This window comes from Citrobacter sp. Cb023, assembly GCF_030336805.1.
Lineage (GTDB): Bacteria > Pseudomonadota > Gammaproteobacteria > Enterobacterales > Enterobacteriaceae > Citrobacter > Citrobacter braakii.
Genome location: NZ_JAOWCV010000040.1, coordinates 749,625 through 768,703 on the forward strand (window position 1 = coordinate 749,625; position 19,079 = coordinate 768,703).

Annotated in this window: 19 protein-coding genes; 4 read left to right on the top strand and 15 right to left on the bottom strand. The window is 50.6% G+C overall.

The annotated features are described in order from the left end of the window. Nucleotides 1–4: 4 nt before the first annotated feature. The 5 genes from OGW44_RS24365 to OGW44_RS24385 form a co-directional block, all read right to left on the bottom strand. Nucleotides 5–2,509 (bottom strand): fimbria/pilus outer membrane usher protein, encoded by a 2,505-nt coding sequence (locus OGW44_RS24365; RefSeq protein ID WP_103928523.1) that lies wholly within the window; start codon nt 2,507–2,509, stop codon nt 5–7. Between the two features lie 33 nt (nt 2,510–2,542). Beyond that, the gene (locus OGW44_RS24370) at nt 2,543–3,208 is read right to left on the bottom strand and encodes a fimbrial biogenesis chaperone (protein WP_223952813.1); all 666 of its coding nucleotides are present in this window, start codon (nt 3,206–3,208) and stop codon (nt 2,543–2,545) included. Between the two features lie 83 nt (nt 3,209–3,291). Beyond that, nucleotides 3,292–3,852: a fimbrial protein gene (locus OGW44_RS24375; RefSeq protein ID WP_047357877.1), complete on the bottom strand. Its 561-nt coding sequence runs from the start codon at nt 3,850–3,852 to the stop codon at nt 3,292–3,294. Nucleotides 3,853–4,768: 916 nt separating this feature from the next. Next, a complete protein-coding gene (locus OGW44_RS24380; RefSeq protein WP_016154204.1) occupies nt 4,769–5,281 on the bottom strand; it encodes a YqeJ family protein in 513 nt (170 codons plus the stop codon). Further along, the gene (locus OGW44_RS24385) at nt 5,281–6,066 is read right to left on the bottom strand and encodes a winged helix-turn-helix domain-containing protein (protein WP_137380304.1); all 786 of its coding nucleotides are present in this window, start codon (nt 6,064–6,066) and stop codon (nt 5,281–5,283) included. Before OGW44_RS24385 ends, OGW44_RS24380 begins: the two co-directional genes overlap by 1 nt. A gap of 456 nt (nt 6,067–6,522) precedes the next feature. Between OGW44_RS24385 and OGW44_RS24390 the strand changes: the two genes are divergently transcribed. Together OGW44_RS24390 and OGW44_RS24395 are read left to right on the top strand one after the other, a co-directional pair. Continuing rightward, the gene (locus OGW44_RS24390) at nt 6,523–7,125 is read left to right on the top strand and encodes a helix-turn-helix domain-containing protein (protein WP_185654475.1); all 603 of its coding nucleotides are present in this window, start codon (nt 6,523–6,525) and stop codon (nt 7,123–7,125) included. A 231-nt stretch (nt 7,126–7,356) separates the two neighbouring features. Beyond that, nucleotides 7,357–8,154, top strand: a complete 798-nt coding sequence (locus OGW44_RS24395; RefSeq protein WP_149381261.1) for an EAL domain-containing protein — start codon at nt 7,357–7,359, stop codon at nt 8,152–8,154. Nucleotides 8,155–8,262: 108 nt separating this feature from the next. On the opposite strand, the gene sitD is transcribed toward OGW44_RS24395, so the two are convergent. The 4 genes from sitD to OGW44_RS24415 are packed head-to-tail and all read right to left on the bottom strand — an operon-like array spanning nt 8,263 to nt 11,700. After that, nucleotides 8,263–9,114 (bottom strand): iron/manganese ABC transporter permease subunit SitD, encoded by an 852-nt coding sequence (sitD, locus tag OGW44_RS24400; RefSeq protein ID WP_016154200.1) that lies wholly within the window; start codon nt 9,112–9,114, stop codon nt 8,263–8,265. Next, entirely contained in the window at nt 9,111–9,968 is an 858-nt protein-coding gene (gene sitC, locus OGW44_RS24405) for an iron/manganese ABC transporter permease subunit SitC (RefSeq protein WP_016154199.1), read from the bottom strand. The genes sitD and sitC overlap by 4 nt, the downstream gene beginning before the upstream one ends. Nucleotides 9,969–9,970: 2 nt before the next feature. Continuing rightward, nucleotides 9,971–10,786, bottom strand: a complete 816-nt coding sequence (gene sitB, locus OGW44_RS24410) for an iron/manganese ABC transporter ATP-binding protein SitB (protein WP_019077551.1) — start codon at nt 10,784–10,786, stop codon at nt 9,971–9,973. Next, a complete protein-coding gene (locus OGW44_RS24415) occupies nt 10,783–11,700 on the bottom strand; it encodes a metal ABC transporter substrate-binding protein (protein WP_019077550.1) in 918 nt (305 codons plus the stop codon). The genes sitB and OGW44_RS24415 overlap by 4 nt, the downstream gene beginning before the upstream one ends. A 188-nt stretch (nt 11,701–11,888) precedes the next feature. Here OGW44_RS24415 and OGW44_RS24420 point away from each other — a divergent pair, with 188 nt between their 5' ends. Then, on the top strand, nt 11,889–12,233 hold the full coding sequence (locus OGW44_RS24420; RefSeq protein ID WP_003825888.1) for a nitrous oxide-stimulated promoter family protein: 345 nt from the start codon (nt 11,889–11,891) through the stop codon (nt 12,231–12,233). A gap of 106 nt (nt 12,234–12,339) precedes the next feature. Here the strand turns inward: OGW44_RS24420 and flhA are convergent, their stop codons facing one another. The 6 genes from flhA to hypA all read right to left on the bottom strand — a co-directional run bounded on the left by flhA (nt 12,340) and on the right by hypA (nt 18,313). Beyond that, nucleotides 12,340–14,418: a formate hydrogenlyase transcriptional activator FlhA gene (gene flhA, locus OGW44_RS24425; protein ID WP_185654476.1), complete on the bottom strand. Its 2,079-nt coding sequence runs from the start codon at nt 14,416–14,418 to the stop codon at nt 12,340–12,342. Nucleotides 14,419–14,624: 206 nt separating this feature from the next. Further along, the gene (hypE, locus tag OGW44_RS24430; protein ID WP_016157324.1) at nt 14,625–15,635 is read right to left on the bottom strand and encodes a hydrogenase maturation carbamoyl dehydratase HypE; all 1,011 of its coding nucleotides are present in this window, start codon (nt 15,633–15,635) and stop codon (nt 14,625–14,627) included. After that, on the bottom strand, nt 15,632–16,753 hold the full coding sequence (gene hypD / locus OGW44_RS24435) for a hydrogenase formation protein HypD (RefSeq protein ID WP_019077547.1): 1,122 nt from the start codon (nt 16,751–16,753) through the stop codon (nt 15,632–15,634). The genes hypE and hypD overlap by 4 nt, the downstream gene beginning before the upstream one ends. After that, the gene (gene hypC / locus OGW44_RS24440) at nt 16,753–17,025 is read right to left on the bottom strand and encodes a hydrogenase 3 maturation protein HypC (protein ID WP_003037411.1); all 273 of its coding nucleotides are present in this window, start codon (nt 17,023–17,025) and stop codon (nt 16,753–16,755) included. Before hypC ends, hypD begins: the two co-directional genes overlap by 1 nt. Then, nucleotides 17,016–17,888, bottom strand: a complete 873-nt coding sequence (hypB, locus tag OGW44_RS24445; RefSeq protein ID WP_016154192.1) for a hydrogenase nickel incorporation protein HypB — start codon at nt 17,886–17,888, stop codon at nt 17,016–17,018. The genes hypC and hypB overlap by 10 nt, the downstream gene beginning before the upstream one ends. 53 nt (nt 17,889–17,941) lie before the next feature. Then, entirely contained in the window at nt 17,942–18,313 is a 372-nt protein-coding gene (gene hypA, locus OGW44_RS24450) for a hydrogenase maturation nickel metallochaperone HypA (RefSeq protein ID WP_019077546.1), read from the bottom strand. 198 nt (nt 18,314–18,511) lie between these two features. On the opposite strand from hypA, the gene hycA reads away from it, so the two are divergent. Next, nucleotides 18,512–18,970 carry a formate hydrogenlyase regulator HycA gene (gene hycA, locus OGW44_RS24455; protein ID WP_016154190.1) on the top strand — a complete coding sequence of 153 codons (459 nt, stop codon included), beginning with the start codon at nt 18,512–18,514 and terminating at the stop codon, nt 18,968–18,970. Nucleotides 18,971–19,079: the final 109 nt, after the last annotated feature.

The following is a 19,079-nucleotide window of genomic DNA, read 5'->3' on the forward strand; positions in this document are numbered from 1 at the left end:
TGAGTTAGCGACAAATATTTTCAGCATGCTCTGCAGGCTGGGAAATAGTGCAGAATTTTTTAGTTTTGCCTTTGCTGATATTCACTTTCAGGCTGGCGGGAAGCGTCTCTGACTTAATAAAAATCTGACTCCCCTGTGCGACATAGCCGACTTCTTCATTCCCGGCACCGCTGACAACCGCGCCAAACGGCAACTGACCCCCTTCCGCGGTTTGCACATCAAAAGTGAAGAGTCTGCGCGTGTCAGTTTTGTACTTCAGCCAGCTGATACTGCCTTCGTACGGCGCCACATTGAGTAAATTACCTTCAAGGTCGACGTCGCTTTTTTGGGTTCCATCCTGCTCCAGATGGAAATTATTCTGTCGGTACGGTGTCGCGCTGGTGATGAGGGCGATACCTTTGCTGTTGGTGTGTGCGGAGGTATCGCCGTTAACGACCGCGTTCACCACTCCTGGCGCTTCAATAATGACAAAATTACGTCCGTTATGAGGAGACGCCAGCAGCCCACCCTTCCATGCCAGCAGATTGCCGCTGGCACCCAAGCTTAGCTGGCGATATTCACGGGCCAGGGTCGCGCCGCTGTTCATGCTGGTATAGTCATTTTTCCAGCTGGTGTAGAGATCGGCTGCCCGCGAATCGTTGTCACTGTCGTGGCTCAGCATCAGGCTGTAGTCAACATCATGCATATTCCCGCTCATGCTGACGTCAGAAGAGGAATATTTGCCGTTCTGCACGCTGGCATGAGAAGACAGGCTGCCGCCGCTGCCGAATATCGACATCGGTATCGTGACAGAAAAATAGAGGTTGTTTTCCGTCTTACCGCGTGAACGCAACGCGCTCACCAGGTCGCCTTCATAATTGGTTTCATAGTCGTAATAGGACTGCGTAACCTCCGAGCGGCGCAGCGAAACCGAGTAGTTGACGCCGTGACTGGCATTGCTCCAGGTCAGGTTGTACTGACGGCTACTTTTCTGACCGCGCCAGTAATCGCGCCAGTAGGCTGAAAGCGACAGTCTTCCAAATTGTTCCCCCAGCGGCTGATTAATATTGGCGCTAAAGGCTTGTTTGCTGTTGATCGTTGAGGTGCCCGTTCCGCCATAATCCTTAATATTGGATTTGGTCAGGATATAATCGCTAAAAGAAGCGTAATCCTGAGTACGGTAATAATACGAAGCCAGCGAAATATTGGTGCGGGTCGGGAAGTATTTACTCCAGGACAGCGCGTATTTTTCTCCGTGGCGACGGCTATCGCCAGGCAGACGATACTGCGACTCCTCCACGGAAGCCGAGAGTGACCCAGCGTAGGGGATGGAAACCGCTCCTCCCAGAAGCAGAGACTGATAATTCTGGCTCCAGATCCCGCCCGCTGACGCGGTGAGGTAGTTATTCACCCCACGTGAATAGCTCACCTGGGTAAAATGGCTGCTATCGTCGACGTTGCGCATGTCCACCGCCCCGACGTTAATCTGATAGTCGCTGCTGCCGGGGCGCTGCATATCCGGGATCGAGGAGAATGGCACAATGAAGCGCTCAATGTTGCCGCCGGTGTTTTTTACCTCGACGGATAAATCGCTGCGTGAGCCGGTAGGCATCAGATCGCGGATGGCAAAGGGGCCTGGTGGGACATTGATTTGGTGGATGATATGACCATCCTGGGAGATACTGACCACCGCTGAACTGGTTGCAACACCTTCGATCACTGGCATATAAACGTTTTCGCTGTCCGGTAACATCTGACGACTTTTATTCAGTGTCACCCCACGAAAACGGACCGTGTCAAAATAATCAGACGTCGTATAGCTTCGACCAATGCGCAGTACCGAATCGATTGCCGCAATTGGTTTTTCAACAAAACGCGTGGTATTTATCCAGCTACCTTTGTTCATTGCGCTGTAGCGCATCCACGATGAGCTATCGAGAAAATGCCAGCCATACATGTTTAGTCCGCTGTTCAGCGATAAATACAGATTATCGCTGTCACTATAGCCATTCTGCAGGCCGTGAAAATTGTAATAGTTGAAATTGTAATTGGTATACAGGCCATTAATTCCCTGATCCCATTTTTGCGGTGACACCCAGTTACGGCTATATTCTTTTACGAAAGCCTGAGGTACTTCTAAATCCAGACGCAGTGTGCCGGGTATCAGGGCGCTTTTCCCTCCGTGTAGCAGGGTATTAACGTCGAGCTTTTCAGCGGTGCTTTTATTTACAATATCATCCAGCCCCTGAATATCCAGTAGAGATGCGTCGTCTTTATTAATAAGCAGAGTACCTTTATCGTCATTAGCGACGGAAATATTAAATTTCCCGCGCCAGACGTTATTCACATAAACATCCAAATCATAAGCCCCCGGCGTCATAACCAGCCGAGAATTACTCCAGTCCATATCTGCTGAATTACCTACCAGCAGGCTGCTATTAAAATCCTCCGCCAACGCGCCGTATGAAAATATCGCGAGGCTGACAGAGTGAACTAGCAAACTTATACGAAACAGAGAACTGTTTTTCATCAGAATTGAACCTGGAGTCATTTATCTGGGATATCAGTGGATAGTGCTGAATCTCTTTGCGCCATAATCATCAAGCCAGGTAAGGCGATATTGCCCACCGGACTGAATTTTGCTGGACACCAGCGCGCAGCCAAACGGCGGTATAAACGCAGTCTCAGCCAGTAAATTATCTTTTCGGCTTTGCTTTAGCTCGCCCCCCTGCCAGGTCACGACCTGAGGGATGGTCATGTAATATGGCGAATTATTCTTCAGGCAAGTGTGACCGCCAGAAGTCGAAACGGTAATTTTCTCCGCCACGCTGCTGTCGAGATCGCTCAGTTGATCCGGACGATAGAACAGTTTTATACGATTGCGAATGGCCACTTGTAGGTAGCTATCTCCACTCCCTTCAGGGACGGGAGGGACATCCAGAACGTTAAGCCAGAACACACTTTCGCGGTCTTTTGGCAGCGAATGGGTGTTCATCGCCGAGATTTTCAGAGCCTGTCCGGCGTGTCCGCTCATTTTTACGACCGGAGGCAGCAGAGAAAACGGCACTTTGACTTTCTCCGGCGCGGCGGAAGCATCGCCCTCGTCAATCCAGGACTGCACCAGATGGGTTTGTTCGCTGTCGTTTACCAGTTGCACCGACACAAATTTGGCGCTGGCCGGATAAATAACACGCGTTTCGTTGATCACAACGCTTGCGCTGGCATTCATGGAAATGAACGTAGCCGCAAGAAAAAATATCAGAGTTTTCATAATGTCGTAGAGGAGAGCCGGGGAGACCCCGGCTGAATGAGTTAGTCGTAGCTGAAGGAATAAGTTGCGTCAGTAACCACTTTACCGGTTGTTACGGCCGCGCCACCGTAGTTGTAGTAGTTGGCATACATGGTCAGTGTGACGCCATCTTCGGTGGCAGCGTCAGCGGAACTCAGACCAGTATCGAAAGCGGTATCAAACGGTACGGCAGTGTTACCGTCTTTGGTTAGCGCAATACCCACACCCTCGGCACCATTGTCGCTGTAGTTTTTCAGGTATTTAGCATCATCCGACAGGTTGCTGCTGCTGAAAGTGATTTTAAGCGTTTTAGCTTCGTCCGATGCCGCAGAGCAGTTTTTCAGATTCATGGTGAAGTCTTTGGCGTTGGTTTTAACAACACCGGCGGTGGTGCCCATATCACCCACAGCAATAGGGGAAAGGTTTACCGTGAAGTCTGAACCGTTATTGGTCACTACGTTACAGGTGGTATCGGACACTGAACCGTTAAAGGTAATAGTGCCACCCGCTACGCCGGTTGATTCAGCTGCAAATGCAGAGCTGGAAACCATCAATGCCGCTACGATGAATGTTTTGTTAAACATTTGTGTATATCCCATTTTCATAATCAAATTTACTTTTGTCAGTAGCGTGAAACTTTTTCCCTGCTCCCTGGTTCGCGCTACATCATCCCTGGCATCTGAACAGATGTTGATGATTCATTTCACCTTCTCTGGAGTGGCGCATTCGGTTGCAGAACAACATTTCGCGTCACGCTGTAAGGTTGGAATATAAGACCATTGTTTGCATATTTGGTAAATGTAAATATCGATTAAATTATTTTTTTAAGATTAAAACGCTATTTTTAATGTTTTTTATAAATTTATATCATGAGCGAGGGGATGAAGAGGCTAGCGTTAAGAAAGTAATTACTGGTTAGATGATGGACAAAAGCTGCAAATGACGTTTTTGCAGAACAGCGGAATAGGCGAATGAATAAATTAATTAACTAATTGTTATCAAAAACTTAATAAAATAAACGTGTTAGATACAATTGCTGTGTCGGCCCTGGGCTAAAGTGGACTCCCGGGCAGGGCAATCAATCGGGTTATGAACATGCTCAATACCTGTCTGACCGGATGATTGTGCCGCATTGCAGAATATCAGCTTGGCACACTGTCAAATTTCACCGCTAACTCTGCGCCTGAAAAGTCGCCCGAGCTATAAAATCATCGTTGCATCAATATACAACTGTCGGTGACATTTGTTACTGGCGGTCAGAGAGGGAAGGGATTATTGGAAAACCAGAGAGTTATAACGCTGGACGAGCAGGGTAACAATGTTCGCATAATCAGCGAGTTATGGTAGTGTAGGTTAGAATAGGGTTTTTATATTATGAGAGGAAATAATCTTTATGAATCAGCATTAACACACCAAGACATCATTGGCGTGTGGTTCGTGAAGTCCGTATCAAGTGACTCTTTCAAATCGTTTTTGCTTTTTTTAATCTTCGCTTACTGATTATTCATTTTCCGGCAACGCATAATTCTGGCAGTACAGATAGGGGATCCCCTCTTTGGTAATCAAATACGTCTCTCTATTCAGCGCAAAAAAATCGACGTTGGATACGCTGGTGTTGGTCAGGAAGAAGTCGGGGAGGAGTTCCTGAATGAGACTGGCGGGTGCTGTTTCGCGATTGGAGATTTGGATTTTCTGCGAAATCCAAACCGGGCTTGAGCCGTAGCTGGATTGTGTAAAAAGTACCATGCGTTGCACGGTCTGCTCATTATTTTCGGCATCTTTGATAATGCCATCAATATTCACAATACCTTTGCTGCCGCCGGTTTTGATATCAATGATCCCTCGGAATGAGCTTGTATTGCGTACAATCTCGATGGCAGACCGACAGGTCAGATTATGTAACTGACCATTGTTTTTACTGTACCGGTAGACGGCGGTAACAATTAGCGCAGCAAAACAAAGCAACAGGATAATACCTGTCTGGATGCGGGGCGTTCGGGAATAAAAATTCATTAGCTATCATACCGTGGGTAATAAACCGACTGACAGGCGTTTTCCTGCCTATTTTTCATCGGTGAGCGACATACAAGCACGGATAGTTTTTTGGATTCAGGGTAGGTGGTGATATAGATAAATTTATGGCTCTGACACAGCCCAGGATTTTTGTTGATAAATGCCGTATGTCGGGAGAAATTACTGGCATCATTATTAAAATAATACTGACAGTCAGTAGGGGCTTTGTCTGCGGTGATATAGCCGGAGAAATAGTTATCACTGGTTTGCCACGGATACATTATAAGCACACAAATTATCAGGGTAATAGCAAGTATTACCATTTCAGCAGTGGTGATCAAAGGTTGGCGCGCTGTGTCATCTGACCGTTCTTCTATGGCGACATCCGGCACTAAGGGTTCTGCTGTAAAAGATACGCTCTCCTCCGGAGTTTCAATCACCTGAATATTGAACTCTTCCTGGATGATCAGCCCTTTGCGGGGGATTGTGGTGATAAGCGGTTGCTCCAGTTCCAGCTGCAGCAAACTTTTGCGCAAAGAGAGAATGCTTTGATAAAAGGCGTTGAAGCTCACCTGGCGGTGATTTTTACCCCAGCCGAATTCCAGTAGTTCGTTTTGGGAAACCACTTGCCCGCGATGTTGAATAAGTAATAAAAGACATAATGACGCCGAGTGTTTGAGTTTTATCCGCTGATTGGGTTGATCTATCCGCGCCAGAGATTGTGTAGCTGGCGTAAATATTATTATTTTTTCAATCAGATAACTGACATTGCCAGTCTCAGACATGATGTTTCTACTCTTGCTGGTGCGCCAGGCGGTTGGCGAGTCATGATACCACTTAGTCCATAAAGACCACCAGTATGGACCCGACCCTGCAGCGAGAACCGCGAAGTGTTTCAATTTCGTATCATAATATAACAACAATGATAACTTTTTAATGAAAATAAACTATATATAAATCAATGTATTGTATCTTTTTGGCTACATTGAAAAGAACAGAAAGATGAAATAACAACGACAAAGATGATTGCCATTAATTCTTTATGGACAGCGTCATATACTGCCTGGCGCCACCACGCGAAAACAGCATGAGTCTGAACGCGTCAACGGCACCAGGGAATGCCGGTGGTAGATGTAGATGGGAATAAATGTCAGCTTGTTGGTGAGCTGACATTTATTTTTCGTGTTGAGTAAAAATCCACCCTCGTTTTGACAAAGCCATAATTTGCGGTAGAGAGTCCCATGTTCCAGAAAGATATTGAAAATGCTGTAGTGCTTGTTGGTGATGAAATGAAAAAGTCAGATAATGCCTGGCTGTCCTTACGCAAAAAACGCCAGCGTATTGATCTGAAGAGTGATGGAAATATCTTGTTTCTGGAGAAAGGGGCCATCTCTGTTCATCGTGTGGAAAATGATTTAGTGATGGTAAGTATATCTGCACCGGCCATCCTCGGCTTGCCGCAAATGCGTACGGAAGTTGCCGGACACTATTTACGTTGTGATACCGATTGTGAAATGTGGGCGATGAGTGCAACCAATGCCGAACTTTTGTTCACTGCGAAGAATCTTTGGAAACATGCATTTGATATTTTAACGCTACATCTGCAACGCTATTTTCAGCGAGAAAAATTGCAATCGCATCGCACTATCCGTGAATTGATTATTGAGCACCTGAAATATATTTGGTCGATGGAGCCTGAGATGCGTGAAAACACATCTGTGTATACATTCATTCTCGCTCGAAATCATATCTCACGCAGTGCTATCCACAAAGTATTGCAGGAGTTAGTGAGTGACGGAAAAATAATTATGAAGCGAGGCAAACTCTCTTTTTTTGTATGTTAAAGTAAACATTAAAAGCATCTGACGTGTTTTTTTTTTGCACTCAGCTGGAATGATAATGAAAAAACTGGGTTTGTGATTTTTGTTGATTATCAGTATGTTGGTTTTTGTCTTTTTCTTCACCGCTGATGCCAGCTACGCGGAATGTCCATTTTTATCTATAAATTAGTATTTATTTATTAATTTGATATGAATATGATGTTCCCTCCAATAATAACAAAAGTCATATCGCCAATGACCAACGGCAGGCCGGAAAACCTTGAGGCACAGCATAGCCGACTGTTTGGCAACCCTACTACCGATACAACGGATGTTCGCGCTGCACTGCAAAACGCGTTGGATCACAATACCTTTGTCCTGCTGGCCCAGCCTATCGTCAGTACTCGTGGTGATGAATCCTATCATGAGATATTGATCCGCATGCTCAATGAGCACGGGGAGTTTATTTCCCCTGACCATTTTCTGTCGGTTGCACGCGACACAGGGTTAGCACCCGATATCGATCTTTGGGTTATTGAGAACACCCTGAAGTACATGCGCTACCATCCGCTGAGTTGTTTTTCCATTAACCTGGCGCCAGTGACGCTATGTCGTTCAGGTATCGTTGCAAAGATAACTGCGTTGTTGCAGGAATATGTGGTGATTCCGCAACGGATTATTTTTGAGATAACCGAGGCTGATACCCTGTCAGATAAAGAACACACGGCGGATACACTACGCTTACTACGTCAATTGGGATGTCGGATCGCGATTGATGACTTCGGTGCCGGGTTTGCAAGCTATGAACGCCTGATGAACATTGAAGCAGATATTTTGAAGATTGATGGGTCTTTCGTTCGTGGGATTATAAAATGTGAGGTTAGTCGCTATATCATCGAATCTTTCTGCCGGGTTGCGGCAATGAAAGGTATGCAGGTTGTCGCCGAGTTTGTTGAAAGTGCCGAAATCCAGATGCACCTGGAACACATGAATGTCGGGTGGTTACAGGGATACCACATTGGCAAGCCACAACCGTTGTTCACGTTAGAGTAATCTATAATCCGTTTATTTAAACGTATCATCACGATGCTGTAATCTGCCGATAATATAACCTCCTGGCGGAGGCTATATTAATATCAAGAACATTAGCTGACCCATAATTTACGGATCCTGCAGCTGAAGCTGATTCTCTAAACGCCTATCGCGCAGGGTTGCATAAATAAAGGTAATCACAAACAGCAGGGAAAATAGTACGACGATGGTGGGAGCCGGCGCGCTGTCGATGAAAAATGACAGGTACACGCCCATAAATGAGGTAATGACCGACATCGCCACCGCCAGCCATAAGGCGTGGGAAAATTTCCGCGTCATTAAAATCGCGATGGCGCCAGGTGCAATCAGTAATGAAATTGACAAAATAATCCCTACCGATTTTAGCGTGGCGACAATCGTCAGGGCGATCATGCACAACAGGCCGTAATGCAGCAGTGCGGTGTTAAGCCCACTGGCCTTTGCCTGATGTGGGTCGAACGCATGCAGCAGCAAATCTTTCCATTTAAGTCCGATGATAAGCGCGATCCCCAGAGTAATAACCGCGGTTTGCATGATATCGCTTAAAGATACGCCCAGCATGTCGCCGAACAGAATATGATCGAGATGGACTTCTGACTGGATAGAGACGTACAGCACCAGACCCGCACCAAACATCCCGGAGAAAACAATACCCATGATGGTGTCGCGCTTAATGCGGCTGTTATCGTCGAGGTATCCGGTCGCCACCGCGCAGAACAGACCGGCGATAAACGCGCCAATTGCCAGCGGAATGCCCGCAATCCACGCCAGTACAATCCCTGGGAAAACGGCATGACTCATGGCATCGCCCATCAACGCCCAGCCTTTGAGTACTAAAAATACCGACAACAGCGCGCAGGGCACAGCGACGATGGTAGAGATGACCAGCGCATTAACCATAAAGCTAAACTGAAAAGGTTCCAGCAGCGTTGTTAAGATCATACTTGCTCCTTGTTCACCAGACGGGCGCGGCGGCGATTTGCCAGCAGACCGTGTTTTGGTGCGAAGACAAATGCCAGCAGGAACAGCAGCGTTTGCAGAACGACGATAATTCCGCCGGTTGCACCGTCCAGCCAGTAGCTTAGCCAGGCGCCGAAAAAGCTGGTCAGGCTGCCGAGCGCCACGGCGATGGTGAGCAAGCGAGGAAAACGATCGGTCAGCAGCCAGGCCGTCGCACCGGGCGTAACCACCAGGCAAATCACCAGAAAGGCGCCGACGGTTTGCAGTGCGGCGATCGTGGAAACGGAGAGCAACGTAAAAAACAACAGTTTCAGCCGACCCGGATTCAGACCGATAGACCGAGCGTGGTTTTCATCAAAAAAGACCACCATCAGATCTTTCCACTTCAAAAACAAAATGGTCAGCGAAACCACGCCGATGATCGCCAGTTGCAGAATATCTTCCGGCGCAATCGCCAGGATGTTACCCAGAATAATGGTCTGGATGTTCACCGACATCGGATTAAGCGACACCATAAACAGCCCGATACCGAAAAAGGACGAAAAAATCAGCCCGATAATGGCATCTTCCTTCAGGCGTGAACGCTGATTGAGAAACAGCATGCTGCCCGCCGCCAGTCCACCGGAAAGAAATGCGCCCAGCGCAAAGGGAAGCCCTAACATATAGGCTCCGGCCACGCCTGGAACGATCGAGTGCGACAGCGCATCGCCAATCAGCGACCAGCCTTTGAGCATCAGATAGCAGGAGAGAAATGCGCACAGGCCGCCGACCATCGCCGAAACCCACATGGCGTTGAGCATGTACTGGTAGCCAAACGGCTCCGTCAGCCAGTTCATGATTACTCCCCCTCGCTTGCCGCGCGTCGCGAAATAAACGGACGTTCATCATCGGTAATCACGTGTTGTTCACCGCCGCTCAGCGCGACGTGACGCAGAACGCCGCTGAATGCCAGCTCGAGATTCTCGTGGGTAAAGGTGGTTTCGGTTGGCCCACTTGCCAGCACCGTGCCCTTAATCATCACCGTGTAATCGCAAAATTCGGTTACGGATCCCAGATTATGGGTAGAGACCAGCATGGTCCGGCCTTCATCACGCAGTTCACGCAGCAGATCGATGATCCGGGCCTCGGTTTTCACATCCACGCCGGTGAAGGGTTCATCCAGTAAAATAACCTGCCCGTCCTGTGCGATGGCTCTTGCCAGAAAAACGCGTTTTTTCTGCCCGCCGGACAGTTCACCTATCTGGCGATGGCGATAGTCCAGCATATCTACCCGCGCCAGCGCCGCATCCACGCAGTCGTGGTCGATCTGTTTTGGTCGACGCAGCCACCCCATATGGCCAAAGCGGCCCATCATCACTACATCTTCCACCAGTACCGGAAACGACCAGTCCACCTCTTCTGACTGGGGGACATAGGCGATAAGATTCTGTTTGAGCGCCTTATTAACCGGTTGTTGCAGAATCGATATTTCCCCTTTCGCCAACCGGACAAAACCCATCAGCGCTTTAAAAAGCGTTGATTTTCCCGAACCGTTTACGCCGACCAGAGCGGCAATTGAGCCGCCCGGAACCTGAAAAGTGGCATCCCGCAGCGCGGTGTGGCCGTTGCGATACGTCACCGTAACCTGATTCACGGTAATCGCAGATTGACTCATTTTTGGCTCCTTAACCCGTCGTTGATGCCGCTGACGATGGTTTCTGTCGTCACGCGTAGTAAATCCAGATAGGTCGGTACCGGACCATCGGCAGCGCTGAGCGAATCGACATACAGCACGCCGCCGTAATACGCGCCAGACTCGCGGGCGACCTGACGCGCAGGTTTGTCGGACACGGTGCTTTCGCTAAATACGGTAGGGATTTGATGTTTTCTGATCGCATCGATCACTTTGCGTACCTGCTTGGGCGTGCCTTGCTGATCGGCATTGATCGGCCATAGATACAGCTCTTTCAGGCCGTTATCACGCGCGAGGTAAGAGAATGCGCCTTCGCTGGTGACCAGCCAGCGTTTATCTGCAGGGAGCTTCGCCAGTTCTGCATGCAGTGGCGCCAGAGTCTGCTGGATTTTCGCTTTATAATTCTCCGCATTTTTCTGGTAGGTTGCGGCATGGTCGGGATCGTATTTCATCAACGCATCGCGAATGTTATCCACGTAGATAAGCGCGTTCTCCGCTGACATCCAGGCATGCGGATTCGGTTTGCCGTTGTATGGCCCTTCGCTGATACCCATTGGCTGCACGCCGTTTGAGACCATGACCTCCGGTACGCCGGACAAATTTTGGTAGAAGCGGGCAAACCATAGTTCGAGATTAAGGCCGTTGGAGAGAATAAGCTGTGCGCCCTGCGCCCGTTTAATATCCCCCGGTGTGGGTTGATATTCGTGAATTTCTGCCCCGGGTTTGGTGATGGAACTGACGTCCGCCGCGTCACCTGCCACGTTGCTTGCCATATCGGCAATTACCGTAAAGGTGGTTATCACTTTGAACTTTTCTTTCGCCCAGGCAGGTGACAGCGTAAGCGCCGTTAACACGCTGGCAAGGAGAAATGACTTCAGATGGGGCAGATGCGGCATAGTATCCCTCACAACAAAGTGGTTAATTTATCATCGAATATAGCCTTTGCTATGTTATATAGCACATGGCATAAACAAATGAAAATAATTCTTATTTGCGTAGGGTGCTAAGGAATGTATCACCGGCAGGGAATAGTCCTGCGCTTAGTTAAGGTGTATTATTTATGCAACTTAATTGTGGAGGCATCATGTCCGGCAAACGTATTGCACGTGAGAAAATGACGATCCAGAGAATGATCTCGCTGTATGAGAGCCAGTGTCCGCAGGCTTCAGATGAACCGGGGCATTACGATGCGTTGTTTGCCTATGCGCAAAAGCGCCTGGATAAATGCGTATTTGGTGAGGAAAAACCGGCCTGCAAACAGTGTCCGGTGCACTGTTACCAGCCCGCTAAACGCGAAGAGATGAAGCAAATTATGCGTTGGGCTGGACCCAGAATGCTCTGGCGTCATCCGATCCTGACCGTGCGTCATCTGATTGATGACAAACGTCCGGTGCCGGAGTTACCCGAGAAATACCAGCGGAAGAAGTGATTTAGCTATTCTATGCCGGGTGGCGGCTGCGCCTTTTCCGGCCGACAAAGACAAACGCACCAGTGGCGTAGGCCCGATAAGCGTAGCGCTATCGGGCAATAATCCGTTAAACCAGTGCGTCCTTATCAATGCCCAGGCGCTTCATGCGCGAGAGTAACGTTGTGCGTTTCAACCCCAGTCTTTGTGCCGCGCCTTTAGGACCGGCGACAACGCCATTGGTTTCTTTCAGAACGCGCATTATCAGCTGGTATTCATCTTCGCCATCCTGCGCGACTTCGGTCGCCACCGGCGGCGTAGACGGCGCCATAGCGATTACATCCGGCAAGGACAGTTGCAGCACGTTGCCCCGGGTGAGCAGAACCGCGCGTTCTACGACGTTTTCCAGCTCGCGCACGTTACCCGGCCATTCCATGTTGCTCAGCGTACGCAGGGCTTCGGCGGGAATGCTGTCGATATTGCGCCCCATCCGGCGGGCAATTTTGAAGGTGAAGGCTTTCACCAGCAGCGGAATATCTTCCGGGCGCTCGCGCAGCGGCGGTAGATGGATCGGGAAGACGTTCAGTCGATAGTAGAGATCGTTACGAAACTCGCGATCGGCGACCATCTTTTTCAGATCGCGGTTAGTGGCAGCGATCAAGCGAACGTCGGTCTGGATCAGCTTATTGCTGCCCAGACGTTCAAACTCCTGCTCCTGCAGAACGCGCAGCAGCTTGGGCTGAAGCTCCAGCGGCATGTCGCCAACTTCATCGAGAAATAACGAACTTTTGTCCGCCAGTTCAAAGCGTCCAATCCGCTGCGTGCTGGCCCCGGTAAATGCGCCACGCTCATGGCCAAACAGATCGCTTTCCAGCAATCCGGCAGGCATTGCCGCGCAGTTCATTTTCACCATCCGACGGGCGTTACGTCCGCTCAGGTTGTGAATTGCTCGTGCAATCAGCTCCTTACCCGTCCCGGTTTCACCAAGAATCAGGACAGTGCTGTCGCTTTGCGCCACCATTTCGACCTGTTTGAGTACGCTGTACATCGCTTCGCTGCGGCCAATGATTTCTCCGAACTCACTTTCCACGTTGTTGAGTTGTTCAGTCAGCGCCAGGTTTTCATCGACCAGCCGCTCCTTCAGGCGGTGGATCTCCTGGTAGGCGAGGGCGTTATCCACGGCGATCGCCACGCGTTCTGCGATTTGGCGCAGCAGTTTGAGATTGGCGGTGGTGAATACTTTCTCTTCACATTGCGCCAGCTTAAGTACGCCGAGCATATTATTGCCGGACATCAGCGGCAGCAGGCACAGAGTCTGTAGCTGGTTGCCCCAGGTTTCGAACAACATTCTTTCGTAAGGGGCCAGGGTATCGCGTTCGCTCAGGTTAATCAGCAGCATCTCTTTACTTTTGAAGACCCGTTCAGAGAGCGTGCCGGCTTCGTCCACTTCACTTTGTTCGTGTGCCGGATGATGTTCATCCAGATAGTGAGTGGAATAAATGCTGAGCTTGTTTTTGCGATCGCTGCGTAACACGATGCTGATGGCATCAATGTCGAAGTAGTGATGGATCTCTTTAGCGACTTCGCTGACCAGCTCATCAATATCCAGGCGGGAGAGCACAGCATTGGTGATGGCGACCAGGATGCGAAAGTTATCACGCTCACGGCACAGGAGATCGTAATCGACATTGTTGCTGACCCGGCTTTGAATTTGTTCAGCAACGACGCCGACTATTTGGGTGAAGGTCTGCAGCCGGTTGTACTCTTTTTCACTCCACGGTTGGTCTTCGTTACGGATAAATTCGCAACCGCCAAAGATTCGTCCATCTGCCGCCAGCGGCAGCAGGCAGTAGTGACCAAATTTAGAATACAGCCCGCCAGAGGCCAGCTGTGGCCAGGTTTCGTTAAACTCGTGATAGTTGCAGTGCAGCGCATCGGGGCGAGACAAAATACGGCGTACCGGGCCATGCGCCAGCACCGTTTCGTCTTCATAATCGATGGGGTTACCATTTTCACGCGTCGCAAAATAACGCGCACGCTGCGTTTGTGCCTGCCATAAGACAATAGCCGCGCAGTCGGCCAGCGCTGAACGCTTGACCAGTTGCGAAAGCGCCTCGCTGAGAGACGGCAGGTCGGGCTGCTGTAATAATATACGAGTAATATCGAACAGGCCTTGCTGTCCGAGGTCACTCATCGGTGTATACGACATATTGCTTTTCCAGGAAAAGCACCGCAGAACGGTGCGAAAACGGTAAATGAATTATAGGTATAAGTCGTAAATTATTGCCGGACTGGTCCTGCTACACGAACCGTAGACCCGATCGGCAAAACGCCATCAGGTGATATTGCAGCGTTAAGGCCGGATGTCGACGCAAATGCGTCTTACCCGGCCTACAGCTTGCTGCCAACCGGCTGTTAGCATATACGAGGTAATGGTTCGGCGTGTGGTAAATCGAGAGTGCGTTTCACGCCGTAGAGTCCGGCAAGACGCACACCTTTGCGTTCTACCACTTCACCAATCATTGCGGCATCGCGTCCTAACGGATGTGCGCGCAGCGCGGCAAGCACCGTTTCAGCAGCCTGACGCTCAACGGCAATCACCAGCTTGCCTTCGTTAGCAAAGTTAAGCGCATCCAGACCCAGCAGTTCGCAAACGCCACGCACCGCGGGCTTCACGGGCAGGGCCGCTTCAGACAGCTCAATACCAAACCCGCATGAGGCGGCAAATTCATGCGTTACCGCATTTACGCCGCCACGGGTCGCGTCACGCAGCGCCTTCACGCCGGGAATATCACGCAGCGTCTGGATAAGCGGTGTCAATACCGCGCAGTCGCTGACCAGTTCGCCATCAAGACCCAGCTGTTCGCGCAGGTTAAGGATAGTTGCGCCGTGATCGCCAAGCGTACCGCTGACCAGCAGCACATCGCCTGGGCCGAGGGTCTGTGCGCCCCAGTGAATGTTGGCGGGGATCGCCCCCATTCCGGCCGTGTTGATGAACAGCTTGTCTGCAGCGCCGCGCTGCACGACTTTGGTATCGCCGGTCACGATGGCGATGCCTGCTTCACGCGCGGTCGCCGCCATACTGTTGACGACGGTTTTCAACGTCTCCATCGGCAAACCCTCTTCGAGGATAAAACCGCAGGAGAGGTAGCGAGGGATCGCGCCGCTGACCGCCACGTCGTTAGCCGTACCGCAGATGGCCAGCTTGCCGATATTGCCACCCGGGAAGAACAACGGATCGATAACATAGCTGTCGGTTGAAAACGCCAGACGATCGCCTTCTGCAACCAGTTGCGCCAGATCCAGACGGGCCTGATCTTCTTGTTCCGCCAGCCACGGATTAGCAAAAGCCTCCATAAACAGACTGTTGATCAACTGCTGCATAGCCTGACCGCCGCTACCGTGGGCGAGTTGTACGCTGTTCATGCTTCACACTCCTGCTGACGATACTGATACCAGGCGGCACATGCGCCTTCTGAGGAGACCATCAGGGCGCCAAACGCGGTCTCCGGGTTACAGGTTTTGCCAAATAGCGGGCACTGATGCGGTTTGCATCTGCCGGTCAATACCTCGCCGCAACGCGCGCGCGGATCGTCATACACCTGCTGCGGCGCTGGCTGGAAATGCGCTTCGGCATCAAAGCGCTGATAGTCTGGCGTCAGGTGAACGCCAGAGGATTCAATGACGCCCAGACCGCGCCATTCGCTATCGCCATTGACGCAGAACACTTCGGCGATGGCCTGTTGCGCTAACAGGTTACCGGCGTCCGGCACCACGCGGCGATACTGGTTTTCGACCTGGCTATGCGCGGCAATCTTCTGTTCAATCAACATCACCACGCCCTGCAACAGATCGAGCGGTTCGAAACCGGCGACCACCAACGGACGATGGAAATCTGAAGCAATGAAATTATAGGCATCAGTGCCAATCACCATGCTGACATGGCCCGGCGCTAAGAAGGCGTCGATGCCGTTGTCCGGCTGTTCCAGCAGGCTGCGCAGCGTAGGGATAAGCGTGATGTGCTGGCAGAAAAAGTAAAAGTTCTGCACGTCACGCTGTTTTGCCTGCTGAAGGGTGATGGCGGTGGTTGGCATTGTGGTTTCAAAACCCAGGCCAAAGAACACAACCTTACGCGTTGGGTTTTCCTGCGCCAGCTTCAGCGCATCCATCGGTGAATAGACGATGCGGATATCCGCGCCGCGCGCTTTGGCTTGTAGCAAAGAACCTTGTTTACCCGGAACACGCATCGCATCGCCAAAGGTGCAAAAAATCACTTCCGGATGGCTGGCGATTTCCACACAGCTGTCGATTCTGCCCATCGGCAGAACGCAAACCGGGCAGCCCGGGCCATGAATAAACTCGACGTTGTCGGGCAACAATTGGTCGAGACCGAACTTGAAGATAGCGTGGGTATGACCACCACACACTTCCATGATGCGCAGCGGGCGTTCAGCAGTGTAGGGGAGGTGTGCGGCACGTTCACACAGGTGCTCTATCAACTGCATCACCTGTTCTGGTGCGCGGTATTCGTCAACAAAACGCATTATTTTTCCTCGCCATACAACAACGCGCCGACATCCGGCTCAACGTCAAACATGTTTTGCAGCGCGTCGAGCGTGTCGCGCGCTTCAGCTTCATTAATGATGCTCATGGCAAAGCCGACGTGGACCAGTACCCACTGGCCCAGACGGGGTTGACCGTGTTCATCGCAGCTTCCGACCAGCGTCAGGTCGACGTCGCGCTGAATACCGCAAACGTCGACTTTGGCCTGGTTGCCATCAATGGTGCGGATTTGACCCGGAACACCTATGCACATCGCTGCGTCTCCAGCCAGGAGAGCCATTGGTCCATGCCTTCGCCACTGGTGGCGGAAATCAGGATAATCTCAATTTCCGGGTTCACTTCCCGGGCGCTGGCGATGCACTTTTCTACGTCAAAATTGAGGTACGGCAGTAGGTCTACTTTGTTGAGCAGCATCAGCGACGCGGCGGCAAACATATGCGGGTATTTCAGCGGCTTGTCTTCGCCTTCGGTGACGGAAAGCACCGCCACTTTATGGCGTTCGCCGAGGTCGAAGCTAGCCGGGCAAACCAGGTTCCCGACGTTTTCAATGAACAGGATGCCGTTGTCTTCAAGCGGCAAACGTGGCGCGGCGTCAGCAATCATTTGTGCGTCAAGGTGGCAACCTTTACCGGTGTTGACCTGGATGGCGGGCGTACCTGTGGCGCGAATACGGGCGGCATCGTTAACCGTCTGCTGGTCGCCTTCAATGACGGCGCAAGGCACGCTGTCTTTGAGCTTCATCAGCGTTTCGGTCAGCAGCGTGGTTTTACCGGAGCCTGGGCTTGAGACAAGGTTTAATACCAGATGTTGACGGGCAGCAAAGCGGGCGCGGTTGCGCTCGGCCAGACGGTTGTTTTTATCCAGCACGTCAATTTCCACTTCCAGCATCCGGCGCTGACTCATGCCTGGCGCGTGGGTGCCTGCTTCACCGTGACCGTAATGCAAATCGCCTTCTTCGGTCTGGCTCGGTGTGAAACTGGAGGTCTTCACCCCGGTAATATTCAGTGCCGGACGAGCCGCCGGGGCAAATGGCGCGCTGCGAAACGCCGAGTGGGGATTATGCTCATCACCCTCTATATAAAGGTTGCCTTCAGCGCAACCACATGTCGTACACATCGCTCACTCCTGATCTTATTACTTGCGATACTTCAGTTGCCGGATGATGACGCTTAGGCGTCGGCATCCGAGGCTGGAGTTTCATCTATTTCAATACGTCGAATCTGTAAGCCGTCATCGGCCACAATTCTCAGCATATCGCTGTTGCATTGCGGACATCTGCGCACGCGTTGCGTCAGTAAGGTGACGTATTGCTGACAAGATTCGCACCAACATTCGGCTTCTTGTTCTTCGAGGTGGAGTTTACAACCTTCTGCAAGGGTCCCGCGGCATACCAGATCAAAACAAAAGGCGAGAGCGCTGGTTTCTACGCAAGAAAATGCGCCAATTTTGAGCCAGACCCCAGTTACTCGCTGTGCACCGTATTGCGTGGCCTGTTGTTCAATCAATTCCAGTGCCCGTTGGCAGAGGGTTATTTCGTGCATACCGCCTCCTATGAAGTTGCCGTATTAAAAGCAATAAACATGCCAGCTTGAATTTTTTCGATCGTGACAATGACGACGATGACGAAATGACATGTCGTCACCGCTTTTTGATTTTTTATCTATATGAAAATTAAGGTTTTTAATTTTGGCATGAAATGTGCTTAAAGCTGTTCATCTCTGCTAAACGGGTAACCTGACATGACTATTTGGGAAATAAGCGAAAAAGCCGATTACATCGCTGAACGGCATCGTCGCCTACAGGACCAGTGGCGTATTTACTGCAACTCGCTGGTTCAGGGGATCACCCTGTCAAAAGCGCGTTTGCATCATGCAATGAGCTGCGCACCGGACAAGGATCTCTGCTTCGTCCTTTTTGAACACTTCACTATCTACGTCACGCTGGCGGACGGCTTTAACAGCCACACCATCGAGTACTACGTTGAAACGAAAGACGGTGATGATAAGCAACTGATTGCACAGGCTGAGTTGACCATCGACGGTAAAGTCGATGAGCGTATCAGCAACCGCGATCGCGAGCAGGTGCTGGAGCACTATCTCGAAAAAATCGCCACCGTCTACGACAGCCTCTATACCGCGGTTGAAAACAATATGCCGGTGAATTTAAGCCAGCTGATTGAGGGACATAGCCCGGCTTAAGCCTTGGGTGTGCCCACTTTTGTCATGATGCACTTTCATACTGCGTCACGACGTTTAGGGAATGGGCATGTCGAAAAATGTCGAAATGACATTTTCCAGACATGTTTTC

Coding starts and splice junctions, on each gene's coding strand:
- hypC (WP_003037411.1), bottom strand. CDS start 17,025: ATGTGCATAGGTGTTCCGGGTCAAATCCGCACCATTGATGGCAACCAG.
- OGW44_RS24390 (WP_185654475.1), top strand. CDS start 6,523: ATGTTCCAGAAAGATATTGAAAATGCTGTAGTGCTTGTTGGTGATGAA.
- OGW44_RS24375 (WP_047357877.1), bottom strand. CDS start 3,852: ATGTTTAACAAAACATTCATCGTAGCGGCATTGATGGTTTCCAGCTCT.
- OGW44_RS24415 (WP_019077550.1), bottom strand. CDS start 11,700: ATGCCGCATCTGCCCCATCTGAAGTCATTTCTCCTTGCCAGCGTGTTA.
- hypE (WP_016157324.1), bottom strand. CDS start 15,635: ATGAACAGCGTACAACTCGCCCACGGTAGCGGCGGTCAGGCTATGCAG.
- OGW44_RS24420 (WP_003825888.1), top strand. CDS start 11,889: ATGTCCGGCAAACGTATTGCACGTGAGAAAATGACGATCCAGAGAATG.
- hypB (WP_016154192.1), bottom strand. CDS start 17,888: ATGTGTACGACATGTGGTTGCGCTGAAGGCAACCTTTATATAGAGGGT.
- sitC (WP_016154199.1), bottom strand. CDS start 9,968: ATGAACTGGCTGACGGAGCCGTTTGGCTACCAGTACATGCTCAACGCC.
- OGW44_RS24365 (WP_103928523.1), bottom strand. CDS start 2,509: ATGAAAAACAGTTCTCTGTTTCGTATAAGTTTGCTAGTTCACTCTGTC.
- hycA (WP_016154190.1), top strand. CDS start 18,512: ATGACTATTTGGGAAATAAGCGAAAAAGCCGATTACATCGCTGAACGG.
- hypD (WP_019077547.1), bottom strand. CDS start 16,753: ATGCGTTTTGTTGACGAATACCGCGCACCAGAACAGGTGATGCAGTTG.
- OGW44_RS24395 (WP_149381261.1), top strand. CDS start 7,357: ATGACCAACGGCAGGCCGGAAAACCTTGAGGCACAGCATAGCCGACTG.
- OGW44_RS24385 (WP_137380304.1), bottom strand. CDS start 6,066: ATGTCTGAGACTGGCAATGTCAGTTATCTGATTGAAAAAATAATAATA.
- hypA (WP_019077546.1), bottom strand. CDS start 18,313: ATGCACGAAATAACCCTCTGCCAACGGGCACTGGAATTGATTGAACAA.
- sitB (WP_019077551.1), bottom strand. CDS start 10,786: ATGAGTCAATCTGCGATTACCGTGAATCAGGTTACGGTGACGTATCGC.
- OGW44_RS24380 (WP_016154204.1), bottom strand. CDS start 5,281: ATGAATTTTTATTCCCGAACGCCCCGCATCCAGACAGGTATTATCCTG.
- OGW44_RS24370 (WP_223952813.1), bottom strand. CDS start 3,208: ATGAATGCCAGCGCAAGCGTTGTGATCAACGAAACGCGTGTTATTTAT.
- sitD (WP_016154200.1), bottom strand. CDS start 9,114: ATGATCTTAACAACGCTGCTGGAACCTTTTCAGTTTAGCTTTATGGTT.
- flhA (WP_185654476.1), bottom strand. CDS start 14,418: ATGTCGTATACACCGATGAGTGACCTCGGACAGCAAGGCCTGTTCGAT.